This is a genomic window from Actinomycetaceae bacterium MB13-C1-2, from assembly GCA_035621235.1.
Taxonomy (GTDB): domain Bacteria; phylum Actinomycetota; class Actinomycetes; order Actinomycetales; family Actinomycetaceae; genus Scrofimicrobium.
In genome coordinates this window covers 508,906-523,860 of the sequence record CP141731.1, presented here as the reverse complement: position 1 = coordinate 523,860, position 14,955 = coordinate 508,906, and the positions used below count along the sequence as shown (strand labels likewise).

The window sequence follows — 14,955 nt, the reverse complement described above, 5'->3', positions numbered from 1 at the left end:
TAGTGGTTATGGTCGGGACTTCCGACTACCGTGACTGCCCTTACCCGGCGGGCACCATTGCTCACTCTTAGCCCCAGCAGGACCTAGGACCCAAATTGTTGTAAAAGCGGTCCCAGCGTACACCTACAAATCTTTTGTGTGACCCCCACCCCCGCCTTTGCTTCCAGAAAGCACTGGCCGAATCGAGCAAAATGCGTCACTGTGCAGCGCATTGGGAATTCACACCACTTTCCACCCCCCCCTTCAATTCTGTGCACACACACTCTTCGGTCGCCCCTAGCGAAACGTCCAACCACACGTGGCGGAAAGGAGCCAACCTCCTCCCCCTTCTCCGCGGGCTACAGACCTATGGCCCCAAGCGCCATCAAAAGCCGCCTCTGTGACCAGTCGGATTCTTCGGAATCTGGATCCATCAACCTGATTCAAGCCCATGCGTTTCACCAAAACACCAAAGAATTGATCGCAAATGTTCGTTTATGTACTTTGTGTCCGTTGACACATCGCTCCCACCTGACATATTGTCACATACTAGCGGCACCCAGCAATCAAGTATTTCCTGAGTGACCTCTATTGATCAGTTTTGCTTCTTTATGTTCCCTTTTTTAGGAGTCTTGATCAGCTAGCCCCACTTGCTCCAGCAAAGGAGGCAAATGGTGCCGTCAGTTTATTTCAAGGAGGAGATGGATGCAGTCAAAGATCGGAAAACGCTGGCTAGCAACAGCGGGGGCACTCGCTTTGCTTCCAGTGGCAGCGGTACAGAACATCGCATTGGCGGCGGATACGCTGCCGGGCGTGCAGGCCGGCGCGGTTCAATATCTTTCTGATGTCGAACTCGACAGTGTGAGCACCGGGTACGGTGAGTGGCAAAGGGACTTCCGTAATCTGGGCAATGCCGACAAGAACAAATACTTGATGCAGGTCGCCGGACAAACCTTCTCCAAAGGTATCGGCCTCCATGTACCTGCCGAACTGAACGTGAGTACCAACGGCGATTGCTCTCAGATGCTCGCCTACGTAGGGGTTGATGATTCAGGAACGGCCACTAATGGCAGTTTCTACGCAAACTGGGTCTTCGAAGGCACAATGGCCAACGGGGAGACCAGGCAGCTTGCGCAAGTAGAGACACGCAAAGGTGAAGTTGCACCGCTGGTGGATGTCGACTTGTCCGGGGTGGAGACCCTCACAATCTATGCCAAGCAGCTGGTTGGCGGGAACAACGGCGGCTCCTTCGCAGACCTGGGTGAAGCGCAGCTAAACTGCGCAGATTCACCCATCGCGTACGATCCGCGAGTTTTTGTCGGCGAGACCGACCTGGACCGCCTCACCCCCGGCGGCGAAGTGGAATTCCTAGTTTGGGACGCGCAACCAAACTCCGATATTACCGTTGACTTGAACGATGAACGTATCGCATCCGTGAAGGCTTTCGACAGCGGGGCAACTCCCGTGAAGTTCACAATCCCAGCTGATATGCGCACCACGACGGCTGACTTCAAGATCACCACTGTGGATATGTTAGGTAGCCCAGTAGTCACAGACATGACGGGCGCCGTGACCATACCGAATCAGGGCCAGTTCTACATCGATTGCGCTTCTCCCGAAAACGGAGATGGCACCCAAAACAACCCCTTCAACAGCGTAGATCCTCTCAATGAGATGGAGGAGTTCGGCGCCGGTACACAAATTCTCTTCAAAAAGGGAACATCCTGCACTGGCAGGCTCGAGCTGCGCGGCGACGGAACCGCGGAGGCACGCAACATCATTTCTTCGTACGGAGACGGCGAAGAACGCCCAATACTCGACGCGGATGGCGAAGTAAACGTTATTGAACTGATTGACACCAGCTATTGGACCATCGAGGGGCTGCACCTCAAGAACCCTGCCACATTGACAGAGACACCCACAGAGCGTCAGGGCATCATGATTCGGTCTCTCTCTACCGCACCGAAAGCATCAATTGTCATCAACGATAATCTGATTTCAGATGTCGCAGGTTGGCCAAACAAGACGGGAAACAACCCCCGCTACCGTAATTCTGGCGCAATCGTCATCATGGCCGACCATGAGCTATCCGGGCCGGAACCGGGCCTCACGGACGGCATCACGCTCACAAACAACGAAATCACCGACGTCGGCGGAGGTGGCATCAAACTCCAAGGAGACGGCCAGAACAACTCGGACAAGTCCAAGTTTCACAAGAACGTCCACATCGCAAACAACAACATTCACCAAGTGGGAGGCGACGCGATAGTCGTTCACGCCTCCGACAGCGCCCTGGTCGAGTATAACCGAGGTGTGGACTTGGGCCAGGGGGCCTACCCGTTCCAGGCCGGTAACTTTGCAGGCATTTGGGGAATGACCTCGAAGGAATTGCTTTTCCGTTACAACGTGGTGGGCAATTCAACGGACACGTCCTATGACTCAACCGCTTGGGACTGCGACTGGGGCATGACCGGGGCCAGCTGTATCTTCGAGTACAACTACTCCTACAACAACGCTGGCGGCGCTTTCTTGGATTGCATTTCCGGCTGCGGGAACGTCTCCACCAACACACGCTCAGTAATGCGCTACAACGTCATGCAGGACGATTGCCGTTTGGCAGGTGCCTCCGGAGGGCCAGCACACACGTGGATTTACAACAACACGTTCTACTGCCCGACCAAAACTCTGGTAGATGACATGTCCGGACCCCGAACTGTCTACAACAACATTTTCGTGGCAAAGGACGGCAGCTGGGACGGTAAAACCAACAGCTACAACGAACGCGTTTACCGAAACAATGCCTACTTTGGCGGAATTCAGCCACCAGCGGCCGAGCAAGACTCGATTGTGGACGCTGACCCGATGCTCCTAGCGCCCGGCTCTTCCAAAGATGTCTTCGATGTGTCCGGGTATGCATTGAAAGCTGCTTCCCCGCTGATCGGAGTAGGCATAGACCTTGAGCAATTCGATGACGCTGCGGGGGTCGACATCTTCGACAACGACGTCACCATGGGCACCAACATAGGAGCGTACGGCGGCGACGGAGTCGCAGCCCGTCCTCTTACCTGGGAAGAGGCGCTGAACACCACTTCTATTGCTCACGATGGGAATCTGCGGACGGGCGGCGTGGAATTCACAACCCAGTTCAGCAAATCGTTGGGCCGTGGCCGGGATGCCTTCTTGGCTTCAGCATTGAGTGTCAACTCCGGAGAGGAAATCACCACTGACGGATTCACGTTCGTCTGGGACCCCGTGGTCGTGGGAACCCCGGACTCGGTGAAAGCCGCTGGACAAGAAATCGCTGTCGGGAAAGGTGGGGAAAAGCTCCACTTTGTCGGGTTCTCAACCGGGAGTTCGCGCGGCGGTCAGGTCACAATCAAGTATGCGGATGGAACTGTGCAGGAAGCGAACATGGAGCTTCCGAACTGGCATGAGACCACTGGTGAGGCTGAATCAGTAGTGGAGGCAATGCAGTACAACAACCACTCGGGGTCATACCTAGCGAAGATCGCAACCAAGACGGGGCCGGCCCGCGTCTACGCCTCATCCATCGACTTGGTGAACACCGCATCTGAGGTTACCTCGGTGACACTTCCCGATGGGCTCCCCGTAATTGGAGACGGGCTGACACTATTTGCTCTGGGTATCACTGGAGAGATGGGAGAGCCTGTTTCGTCTGTTGAAGTGGAGACTTCAGTGACGTCACGTTGTGTTGCCGGGAAAGTAACCCAGGTGATCTCAGCACGCAACATCGGAGAAAACCCCGTGGACATATCCATCACTAGCCCCCACGGAACAAAGAACTTCAAGGACATAGCTCCCGACCGTTCCTCCTCCGTAGCTCTAAGCACCCGCGCCAAAGAAATCGACGCAGGAACCGTTTCCTTCACCGCCACAGACACAGAAGGAAACACAACAAACACCCAAGTGGACTACCCCAGCACAAGCTGCAAATAGTCCCTAACACAACCGTGTCGGCCCGTGACAGCAACCACCACTGTCACGGGCCGAGACAATAACTCACAAACACCCGTTGGGTTTGCTGTTGGCTAAGATCCCTGCAGATTTGGTTCCCATCTGGCTACCAGAAAATTGGGGGCCCACGGGTCATCGCCTCTATCAAGAAAGTCTGAAGGGAGAAGTTGTATGAACAAGCATTTGAAACACAAAGCACCCTTACGCTCGCTGTTGTCCACACTTTCCGCCAGCGCCATTTTGCTGGTGGGTGTAACAAGTCCGGTTCCTGCTTTTGCTGAAAAACCCACTGCGCCCACTGATGTGAAAGTCACCCGGGTGGAGGAAGGGTTTTCAGATGCGCAGGGCCAGGTCCCGCCGGAAGGGTGGACCGTGGAGTCCTCAGAATCCGCGTCCGGAATGCAGGCAAACTGGCAGGGGTGGAGCTTCCATTCGCTCAGTGAGATCACCGCAAAATGGGGCACCGGGGGCGAGCACTCCAGGTTTTCCCTGGCTGACGGCACCGTGGCCATCGTGCAGTCGGACGGGAACAGGCCCTCAAACAGCGACTTTTCGGTCAAGTTCAGTTCCACACTCTGGTCCCCCAACATCGAATTGGACGAACATCTTGGGGCTGTGAAGGTTTCCTTTGATAGCCACTACCGCCAGGGCCAAGCCCCGCAGACTGCCACTCTGGTTGCATCTTTCGACAATTCTGATCCCATCGATGTGATGAAATTTGACGCTGCCCGGTATAACGAAACGGTAGAGGTCATTGTCGATGCACCGGAAAATGCGTCACAAGTGAAATTTGGGTGGGCTTACCTGAATTCCAGCAACAACTGGTACTGGATGATCGACAACGTGGCCATCATGGAGTCGGAGCCTGCCCCGGCAAATCCTTACTTCGTTTCTGATGCTAAACCGATTGCAACCCCCGGAAGCTCCCTTGCCGTCACGGTTGCTGGTCTACGCGAAGGAATGACACCCGTACTTACTTTGGACGACATGGCCGTTGCGAACGTGCCGACCGCAGATGCTGAAGGCACCTTGGAAATGGATGTCACGATCCCCAAGAGCGTCGAGCCTGGCTTCATGACACTGACCGTTTCTGGGAAAGGAATTGCACCGATATCACAGACGATAACTGTGTTCTCCGATACGCCCGCTCCATATGAATCCGTCGAACCTCGCCTGTGGGTGTCCACGCTGGATGACCTGACCGGTTGGGACACTAGCGGTGACCTTGGCTGGGAGACTATGAACGCAGACCAGGTTGTCTCTGCGTATGGCACCGACAACCGCCAATCCTTCACCCGTGCCGACGGGGCGTACGTGCATATCGAGGCCGGGTCCGGCGGTGAGGCCACACTGCGGAGCCCTGCCATCAGTATCTCCCCTTCACAACAGGTGGAACTTAGACTTGACACTCATCTGCGCGTGCGGGGCAACAGTTCGCAGTCTGCATCCATAAATGCCATTTTCGACAGCGGCCGACAAGAGCTTCTCTGGACTGGTACCGAAAACCTGTACTCCGCTCAGCTCAGACTTCCTTTGAGGAGCAAGGCGGGTGAGTCCTCCGTGAGATTTGAGATTTCCTACGAATCTGGAGCTGGGGAGGGCTCACTGTCCGTGGACAACGTGTATCTGGCGCGTCCGTTGGCGGAACTCCCGGAAGGGCAGGAACCCGAGGCTGTGGTTGATGTGCTCAGCGACGTCCAAGGAGCACTAACCCAGATGTGTGACAAGGTGCTCCCCGGATTCCAAGAGCTCAGCCCGAAGTCCGACGTCTTGGTGGTGAACGGTGACTTAGTCAACCAGGGAACAGACACGAACTGGAACAACTACATAACAGCGTTGAATGGCTGTGGAAGAGATAACTACAACCTGAACATTTCCACTATCGGAAATCACGAATTCTACCCGGGGGGTTCCACCACCGTTGAACAGTACCGCCAGCGGTTCTTGGATTACACGGACATGGAAGATGTCGGGGGCCAAGGAGGATTGTGGGGTGAGGTTCTGGTAGACGACGAGCTTCCTCTTCTGTGGATTGGCACCGAAGGTTACGACTACAACCGGTATACCGGAAGCGGTCCGTTCTTTGTCATGTCTGACGAGCAGTTCGACTGGCTGCGTGGCCGACTCGACTACTACAGGCAAGAAGAAAGGCCTGTTCTTCTCTTCTCACACTTCGTGTTCCCGTATTCAGTTTCGGGCACGTACATTCGGTTCAACGCAAATGACTACGGCGAAGACACCGCCCGGGTCGCGTCCCTGCTCCAAGAGAACCCCAACGTGGTGATGATTAATTCCCACACCCACTGGGATATCAACCTTAACGACTGGACCGCAGAGAAGAGGTTTACTCCCAGCGCCGACTACGGGGTGAACACGTTCAACACGGGAGCTGTGACAACCCAGTATGGGCCAAGTGGGGACTGGGGGGAAAAGGGCATCAGTGGTGCTGACCCCACTGGCCTGCGGGTTTCGCTCTACCCAGATCGGGTCAGAGTCACCGCCTACCATTTCACTGCAGGTGGGCCCGTCGCTGCGCAGGAATACGATGTGCCCCGCCCCGGTCAAGTCGAAGAGCCTGTTTCGTCTGTTGAAGTGGAGACTTCAGTGACGTCACGTTGTGTTGCCGGGAAAGTAACCCAGGTGATCTCAGCACGCAACATCGGAGAAAACCCCGTGGACATATCCATCACTAGCCCCCACGGAACAAAGAACTTCAAGGACATAGCTCCCGACCGTTCCTCCTCCGTAGCTCTAAGCACCCGCGCCAAAGAAATCGACGCAGGAACCGTTTCCTTCACCGCCACAGACACAGAAGGAAACACAACAAACACCCAAGTGGACTACCCCAGCACAAGCTGCAAATAGTCCCTAACACAACCGTGTCGGCCCGTGACAGCAACCACCACTGTCACGGGCCGACACAGTAGCACTAGCCAACGAGCGAACACTCCCCAGGTAAGAGTCAGTAAGCCTTTGCCGCTGGGCCGGAGCACAGCATCTGTCGGACCCTCACCGCACACTGGTAGTATTTCTTCTCCTGGACGGGCCGCCCCGGCAGGGAAGCCGGACACCATCTGTAGCCGCGCCAACCTTTCCGAAGGAGAACCTTTGTCCAGTAGCCCCGAATTCCTGGAATATGTCCTGGATTTGCTGTCTGAAACTTCGAACGTGCGTCACCGTAAAATGATGGGAGAGTACGTCCTCTATTCAGATGGCAAGGTCTTCGGGGGGATCTACGATGGCCGCTTCCTGGTGAAACAAACGGAAGCATCCAGACGCTTACTCCCTGAGGCTGCGCTTGAGCTCCCTTACCCGGAGGCCAAACTGATGTTCCTGGTCGATATAGAAAACAGGGATCGCATTGCCGAAGTAGTCGCGGAGATGCTCCCCGAGCTTCCTTTACCTAAAGCGCGGAAGAAGCACTGACGAAGTAGCCCGGATGCCCTGCGAATCCGACAAGTTTCCCTTGGCTCCACTGGGAAACTGCGACCTCCTTGTAAACACTTGGCGAAGCTGCGCGAGTTTGCCCGGTCCACTTCAGAACACTTGGCTTCTTGTCTCTCCCGGCCACGGGTATGCCGAACCCCAGGGATTTACGGTTGCGGACTTGCTGATGCTCTTGGCAACGCTGGTTGCCGGATGGCCGATTGCGTCCCAGGCGGTTCGCACCTTGACCGTGCGCTCCATCGGCATTGACCTTTTGGTGTCCGTGGCCGCGATTGGAGCGATTCTGATCGGCAACTTCTGGGAGGCGGCCGCAGTGACCTTCCTGTTCGCATTGGGCCACGCCCTCGAAGTGGCGACGCTCAACAAGACCCGCTCCGCCCTCACCGAGCTTGTCTCTGTGGCGCCGAACCGGGCGACGCTGCTCACATCCGAGGGTCCAAAGGAGGTTCCTGCTCACCAGGTCCAAATGGGACAGACTGTTCTGGTTAAGGCTGGCGAGAAGGTGCCGGTTGACGGGGAGGTCACTGCGGGTAGTGCCGCGATTGACCAGGCAACAATCACAGGAGAGTCAATCCCGGCTGAGAAGCGTTCGGGCGACCGCGTGTTTGCGGGCACCATCAGCGTCAGCGGTCTCCTGGAAGTCCAGGCGACAGGAGTTGGCCCAGATACGACTATTGCCCGGATCATTCGCCGCGTTGAAGATGCTCAGGACGCCAAAGCGCCAACCCAGGTGCTAATCGACAGGATTTCGCGCTGGTACACGCCTGCAGTCATGGTGGTCGCGCTCATCGCCGGCCTCGTAACGAGGGATGTGGTGTTGGCACTAACGCTCCTGGTGATCGCTTGCCTCGGTGCCTTGGTCATCTCCATCCCGGTTGCTGTTGTCGCAGGAATCGGTAGGGGCGCCTGCGACGGCATCCTCATAAAAGGAGGTGAATTCCTGGAGAGCTCAGCAAAAATCAACGCGGTGGCGCTCGACAAGACCGGAACGCTTACTCAGAACCTCCCGGCGGTGGCCCAGATCGTTCCGCTGACCCAGGACGTGTCTTCCACGGATCTGTTGGGGGTCGCTGCCCGCGCCGAGGCCGGGTCTAGCCACCCACTTTCCAAGGCAGTAACGGAGGCGGCTACCCAGGCGGGCGTGGTTTTGCCGCAAGTGCCCGAGCATGTGGAGACGGTACCTGGCCAAGGGATAATCGCTGACATTGAGGGCGAACGGACGCTGGTGGGAAACGCAGCGTGATTCCGGCATAAAGGACTGCACCATGACCAAGTGGAAGCAGTCATCGACGACCTGGCCGCTCGCGGAATGACCCCGATGGTGGTCGCAGTGGAGCGACGGGTCTTGGGACTTATCGCAGTGATGGACCAGATCCGCCCGGTCGCGGCTCAAATGGCGCGGGAGCTTCGGGAAGAGGGCGTCGACCTCGTCGTGATCCTGAGTGGCGATTCTCAGCGCGTGGTCAGCGCGGTCGGAGAGCAGGTCGGCGCAGACCAAGCCATCGGTGGGCTGATGCCGGAGGGCAAGCTTGAGGCCATCGCCGATTTGCAGGCACGCGGTTACACGGTTGCGATGGTGGGTGACGGCGTGAACGACACCCCTGCTCTCGCGGTCGCCAACGTTGGGGTTGCAATGGGCGCGGCGGGTTCAGCGGTTGCGCTGGAGACGGCAGACATCGCGCTAATGGTCGATGACCTGCTTAAGCTACCGCAGGCGATAAGGCTAGCGAAACGCACGCGGCGAGTAATGGTGCAGAACATGTGGGTCGCTTTCCTGACTGTCGCCGTGCTTCTGGCAGGCGTGTTTGGCGGCACGGTGACCATGGCCTTGGGAATGGCAGTGCATGAGGCCTCGGTATTGGTTGTGATCCTGAATGCGATGAGGCTATTGCGTAACCGGCCGACAGATCGCGCTCAGAATCGAAACCTGGACGGGTGCGAGCATACTGATGTGGGTTTACAACGGGTTCACCAGCTTTAGTATCAGGGGGGGCGTGAACACTTGAGGAGATTCTGGTGGATGTACCTGATCCAGATTGGTCCAACCCGACGACTCGGGTGGATCTCATGAATGTTGTTTTCTTGAAGAATGAGGTCATTTCAGGGTTCATTGAGGTTGGTGACTATACGTATGCCGATTCTGGGGGTGATCCGACACCGTTTGAGCGGCGCTGTGTGAGGTACTTGTATGGGCCCCAGCGGTTGCGGATCGGTAAGTTCACGGCTATCGCACCTGGTGTTCAGATCCTCATGCCTGGTGGCAACCATCCGATGATTGGGCCGTCTACCTATCCGTTTACTATGTTTGGCGGAGACTGGGGTGAGGCCACGTTGGACACCTTCTTGGCGATAGAACAACCCGGGGACACGGTCATCGGCAATGATGTGTGGATCGGGCGTGACGCAATGATCCTGCCTGGGATCACTATTGGAGATGGCGCTGTGATTGGTGCCGGTAGCGTTGTTACCCGCGGTGTTGGTCCGTATGAGGTTGTCGTGGGCAACCCCGCCAGACGGATCCGGACGCGTTACTCAGATGATGCGATTGCCCTCCTGCAAGAGATCGCGTGGTGGGACTGGCCTATCGACAAGATCACCCGCAACGTTGCTGTGATCATGGGCGGGACGCCCGCCGATCTAGCGGCGTGTTTTTAGCGAAAGGCATCTTCGTTCCTTGCGGCGAACTTAGGTTGCCGGTTCGTCTTTGAACCGAATCTCTATCGTGCCGTTGACGCTGACTGTGGCTTCCTCGACGAGGGTGTTCCACGATTGGGGCGTGTAAGCCACGGGCGGCTGGGTCTGTAGGTAGTCGCGCAATTGGCGGGCTTGGCGGCTGCGGGTTTCCTGCCCCCGGATGGCTTCAGCTACTTGTTAGCGTTCAGCGTCTACCTTCTGGTATTTGTTTTCGAGGGTGGCGTAGTCGGCGTCGTACTGGTCAGGGCCCATGACAGCACTCGCACCTGCGCTAATCAGCGTGTTCACGCGGGCATTCAAGTCCAACCCTTCGGCCTGTTCATCCAAAGCAGTCAGTTTCGCGCGCAGTGCTCGGCGCTGAACGCGGCACCGACGGTTGCCCGCAGGCCTTCTGCGTCTGGCGTGTGCTGGAGCTTGTCAGCTAAGGCTACCGTGAACGCTTCTCGACCTGGGTTCTATTGACGTGGGGGCGCAGCGGGCTTTGTCGCCTTCGTATTTGCTGCCGCACCGCCAGATGTGGCGTGCGTAATTGTCTGGTGGAGCGCCAGGTTCTCCGCACCGCCCTTGTGTCAACCAGGTCGGAAACCAGGACGAAATCTCCGTATTGGAGGACCGCCTTGTAGGAAGGGTCGGTGTGCATCTGGAGGTCTTCGGTGTCACAGGTGTAGGTCCCTCTATTGTTTCGCGTTTTCGGCTCCTCCGGCATTGTTTGCATATGTACGTATGGCCATGCAGCTCGCACACTATCCACCCGGTTTCCCCCGTATTTACGACGAAAGCTAAAGATTGGTGTCTCTAGAAAACGGGGGTTCCCACTTGCTTTGCCAAGTTCCCCGAACCGCACCAGGTGGAAAGGACGATGCCCTCGCCCACCTATAATTGCCGACAGTCTAATTGCCGACAGTCGCGAACTTGCGCGTCTGAAAAACCTGTCGTCTAAATGAAAGTTAGCTACGAAATGGAAGCTCTTGAGGTCCTTGATTGGGTGTTCTTGGTTGCCGCCCTGGTGGCAATAATCGCTCAGTTCAAAGCAACAAGCTACTCTGCCTACCGCGGTTTCAGCATTGCGTTCTGGCTCCTGATAGCCGCATGCTTCGTTATCAATGGCCTTGATAGCAACAGCTTCTGGAAGTGGGCTTGGTTCGCTGCCGCAGTGGGGTCGGTGGTAGAAGCATTCGTGTTCCGAGCACCCAAACGACTCGCCTTCCAAGACGACAAGTAGCCCCAGGCCGATTCTCATCCGAGGCTCACCAGCATGTGACGACCTGCATGTGGTGGACACTGGTGAATGTGCCACCACACGCACAAGCGTGGCCTGAGCCTGATTCGGTGTGCGTCCGCTGACGCGTTCCAAGGCATTCACCTATCCCAAAGGGTGTCTTAGTGGCCCTTCAAGCAAGCCTCGAGGTGAGAAAACCGCCCTCCCTCGGAGTGGCTTCTCAGAGCTGGTGACCTTACTCTTCCCGGTCCTCGGCTGGTGATCCGGGGTTGACAATGTTGTCGATGACGTCATCGAAGTAGCGGTCTTCCATGGTGAGCATGAACATTGCGAGCTTGCTAGCATATGGCCCGTGGAGAGGAAGGGTCAGGACCGTCAGGTCACCTTGGAAGGGGTCGGTGACTTCGCCGTGGGTGGCGGCATAGTGGTTGATGTTCTCCCCAGCGGTCTGCGACCAGCAGGTTGAGGTGCCGATTCCTTGGTCGGCGAGCATCTTGTTGTAACCCGCCACCCACTCGTCGAGGTCGCCTCCGGCACCGCAGATGGTGTAGTGGCTGCCTTCATATGCGTCTTTGTAGTCGGTGGTCTCCATTTTCTTGACTCCATTTTTGGCTTGTCTGCTAATGTACATACAGCCATCGGTTCCGCACAGTATCCAGCCCGTTTGTCCTATATTTGCAACGGAAACTAGAGACCGATGTCTCTGGGTTCATCGTTGTTTTTCGGGATTACTGACCACCAGTCCTCAACAGGGATAAGGTCCAAGGTTGACCCGCTGTCCCACATTGCGGATTGAAACCGTAGGCTTATGGGAGTTTTAGCTAATCGAAGATGATGGGAATGGTGCAACATGCGTGATCCAGAAGAGACTGTTGGAAAGCTTGTTGACAAAGCTCCACTAACTCTCATGGGTTATGTAGACCCCGAGGGGTTCCCCATCACGAAAGCCCTGCTACCGCCGAGGGAACGCGAAGGAATTAAGGTGTTCTGGTTCTCCACCAACACCTCGTCAAACAAGGCCAGGTGCTTCAGAGAGAATCCCAAGGCGAGCCTTTACTTCGTTGATCGCCGCTTCTTCCGGGCAGTGAGCCTGATCGGGACCATGGACATCCTGGAAACCCCAGAGGCCAAGGAAAGAATCTGGCAGGACGGCGACGAGATGTACTACCACGAAGGCGTGGAAGATCCCGACTACTGCGTGGTTCGCTTCACGGCTAAGAAAGGCCGCTACTACAGCAACTTCAAATCCGAAGACTTCCTAATCGCCTAACAGTCCTCAAATGCCGCTATGAAGCATCCTGGGTTTGTTCTGGTTGTGACGTGGCCTGAGTTTTGTTCACTTGGTTTGTGAGAGTTCAGGATGCTAGGGCGATGACCTTGTCCTGATTTTCGTAGTCTACGTGGTCTTGCCACCCAAGACTGCTGTGTCGTCGTAACGAAAAGACCCAGTCGCGTGAAGAGGTACACGAAAGCATCAACGCGTAGCTGGGTTGCCGTCCCCTTGTTTTTGAGTGGACCATCGGGTGGACCCCACAGTGGACCATATGGTCCTTCTTCTTCTCCGTTCCGTTGTAGGTCGTTCAGGTGGATCAGTACCGTTGCGTTGAAATCACACTAAGGGGGCGACCATGAGATCACACGCGCGAGCCATCCTTCTTATAGGAGCGGGTCTGGTTGCGGCATCGACAATGACTGCCACTGTTCCCGCGCAAGCATACAGCTCCAGTCCAGAGGATCATTTTCAGCAATCGGGAGGGGCAGAGAGCGGTACACCCGATTTGGGAGAGAAGACTCTGCCCTCTTTGGAGGAGCTTTCTCCGGCAACGGATCAGGGCGACCAAATAGCGCGCGAGGAATCGAAGGAAATAGAGTCCGACCCGAACCGCGGCATCGGAGATAATTTGTGCGGCACGGTATTTGCGCTGGCACAGACTGCACCGAACAACATCCTTGAGGTCAATCCCGTTGATGGAAGCACTGGTGTGGTTGGGCAGTTCACCACTGACTCACAGCGTTTGAATGGGCTGGCACTAGATGGTGAAACAAGTACGTTCTGGGCGGTACAGCAGGACGGAACTGGGAACTCGGGAAGCGTTCAAGCACCGAAGATTTACAGTTTTAATGCGGCAACCGGTAAGCAAGAGACTTTCACGGGCTCCAAAATCACTCGAGTCTCCCCCATGAATGAGTTCGTGATGGGAGCCTTTGACCCCTCGACGGGTCATTACTATTATGCCCAAATGTCCCAAGGGACTGTCCTGGTATATGGCTTCAACACCAGAACAGGTCAGCCTCTTGATGGATTGTTGGCCCGCATTGAGCTTCCATTCGGCACAAACGGTGACTTTGCATTCGACGCGTCTGGTCGACTATTCATTGTCTCGGATAACGCTTTGTACGTGGTGGAGCCAGTTGTTGAGCGCGACGCCACCGGGGTCGTGACACTCAAAGCTAAGGCCATCGCCAGTCTGTCTCAGGACATTTATGGATCGGCTGCCTTCGGGCCAGATGGAATGCTCTACGTGGGAACAGGTAAGGGTTTGGTGCGAACCATTGATCCCGCATCCGGGTCGATTATGAACGAGATTCAGATGCAGACCGAAGACCGAGTCGGTGATTTTGCATCCTGTGCCATGCCGTACTCGGTGGAGGTACTCAAGAATCTGCCCGCAGGCAGAGCTAAAGACAACGACCAGTTTGGAGTTCGGATCGAAGGACACGGTTTAGTCTCAGGGAATACTGGCATGACGTCGGGGAACTCAGATGGAGTCCAAGATGCGAACCCGGAGAACTATGCGGGCCCGGTCGCAGTTAGGCCGGGAAAGGAATACCAAATCTCAGAGACGTTCGGAAACAAACCTGAAAGCGCTACGGACTATACGACAACGTGGGCCTGCACCATGGATGGTGTGCCGTTAGCGAATGGTCGGGGTGTCAGCGGAAGTTTCGTGGTTCCAGACAGGGGTGCCGCAGGAGCGGCGATCTCGTGCGTCTTCACCAACACGCCTCTTAAGCCACAGACACTTAGTGGTGTGCCGCCTTGTGATGAGGAGGGTGGTTGTGCGGTGAGGCCGCAGGAGCTTAGTGGTGTGCCGCCTTGTGATGAGGAGGGTGGTTGTGCGGTGAGGCCGCAGGAGCTTAGTGGTGTGCCGCCTTGTGATGAGGAGGGTGGTTGTGCGGTGAGGCCGCAGGAGCTTAGTGGTGTACCACCTTGTGATGAAGACGGTGGTTGTGCGGTGAGGCCGCAGGAGCTTAGTGGTGTACCACCTTGTGATGAAGACGGTGGTTGTGCGGTGAGGCCGCAGGAGCTTAGTGGTGTACCACCTTGTGATGAAGACGGTGGTTGTGCGGTGAGGCCGCAGGAGCTTAGTGGTGTGCCGCCTTGTGATGAGGAGGGTGGTTGTGCCGTGAAGGAGCCACCGGAGCCGGTTGTGAAAAGCGAACAGCCTCCTCCTGAACAACCTGCCAAACCTGGGCCGCCAAAGTTGCCCAACACCGGTACGGCCATCGCGGCTAGTGCTGGCGTCGCCGCAGCGGCCATCGCGATGGGCGTGGCGTTGGTCAGGGGAGCGCGCCGTATAGATTAGTTGCAGTAGAACGAAAGATGACGTACTGATGTCGGTTCCTCGTATCGCTACAGA

General features: G+C 56.4%; 8 protein-coding genes and 1 pseudogene. 8 read left to right on the top strand and 1 reads right to left on the bottom strand.

Annotated elements, in window-relative coordinates:
• Window positions 1-684 precede the first annotated feature (684 nt).
• The 6 genes and pseudogenes from U6G28_02135 (at window position 685) to U6G28_02110 (ending at window position 11,317) form a co-directional block, all read left to right on the top strand.
• Window positions 685-3,936: an NPCBM/NEW2 domain-containing protein gene (locus U6G28_02135; protein WRS30513.1), complete on the top strand. Its 3,252-nt coding sequence runs from the start codon at window positions 685-687 to the stop codon at window positions 3,934-3,936.
• 189 nt (window positions 3,937-4,125) lie between these two features.
• Complete coding sequence (locus U6G28_02130; GenBank protein WRS30512.1) at window positions 4,126-6,819, top strand: metallophosphoesterase; 2,694 nt, start codon at window positions 4,126-4,128, stop codon at window positions 6,817-6,819.
• Window positions 6,820-7,062: 243 nt separating this feature from the next.
• Complete coding sequence (locus tag U6G28_02125) at window positions 7,063-7,380, top strand: TfoX/Sxy family protein (protein WRS30511.1); 318 nt, start codon at window positions 7,063-7,065, stop codon at window positions 7,378-7,380.
• 13 nt (window positions 7,381-7,393) lie between these two features.
• Window positions 7,394-9,382: pseudogene (locus U6G28_02120) on the top strand (cation-translocating P-type ATPase).
• 35 nt (window positions 9,383-9,417) lie between these two features.
• Window positions 9,418-10,056: a CatB-related O-acetyltransferase gene (locus tag U6G28_02115; GenBank protein ID WRS30510.1), complete on the top strand. Its 639-nt coding sequence runs from the start codon at window positions 9,418-9,420 to the stop codon at window positions 10,054-10,056.
• 979 nt (window positions 10,057-11,035) lie between these two features.
• Window positions 11,036-11,317, top strand: coding sequence for a hypothetical protein (locus U6G28_02110; GenBank protein WRS30509.1), 282 nt, complete (start codon window positions 11,036-11,038; stop codon window positions 11,315-11,317).
• Window positions 11,318-11,549: 232 nt separating this feature from the next.
• On the opposite strand, the gene U6G28_02105 is transcribed toward U6G28_02110, so the two are convergent.
• Window positions 11,550-11,906: a hypothetical protein gene (locus tag U6G28_02105; GenBank protein ID WRS30508.1), complete on the bottom strand. Its 357-nt coding sequence runs from the start codon at window positions 11,904-11,906 to the stop codon at window positions 11,550-11,552.
• Window positions 11,907-12,164: 258 nt separating this feature from the next.
• On the opposite strand from U6G28_02105, the gene U6G28_02100 reads away from it, so the two are divergent.
• Complete coding sequence (locus U6G28_02100) at window positions 12,165-12,584, top strand: pyridoxamine 5'-phosphate oxidase family protein (GenBank protein ID WRS30507.1); 420 nt, start codon at window positions 12,165-12,167, stop codon at window positions 12,582-12,584.
• Between the two features lie 358 nt (window positions 12,585-12,942).
• On the top strand, window positions 12,943-14,901 hold the full coding sequence (locus U6G28_02095) for a hypothetical protein (protein WRS30506.1): 1,959 nt from the start codon (window positions 12,943-12,945) through the stop codon (window positions 14,899-14,901).
• The last annotated feature ends 54 nt before the right edge of the window (window positions 14,902-14,955 follow it).

Bases quoted from the DNA above. Each gene is read 5' to 3' on its own strand.
- U6G28_02095 (WRS30506.1), top strand. From the start codon at position 12,943: ATGAGATCACACGCGCGAGCCATCCTTCTTATAGGAGCGGGTCTGGTT.
- U6G28_02100 (WRS30507.1), top strand. From the start codon at position 12,165: ATGCGTGATCCAGAAGAGACTGTTGGAAAGCTTGTTGACAAAGCTCCA.
- U6G28_02110 (WRS30509.1), top strand. From the start codon at position 11,036: ATGAAAGTTAGCTACGAAATGGAAGCTCTTGAGGTCCTTGATTGGGTG.
- U6G28_02130 (WRS30512.1), top strand. From the start codon at position 4,126: ATGAACAAGCATTTGAAACACAAAGCACCCTTACGCTCGCTGTTGTCC.
- U6G28_02135 (WRS30513.1), top strand. From the start codon at position 685: ATGCAGTCAAAGATCGGAAAACGCTGGCTAGCAACAGCGGGGGCACTC.
- U6G28_02105 (WRS30508.1), bottom strand. From the start codon at position 11,906: ATGGAGACCACCGACTACAAAGACGCATATGAAGGCAGCCACTACACC.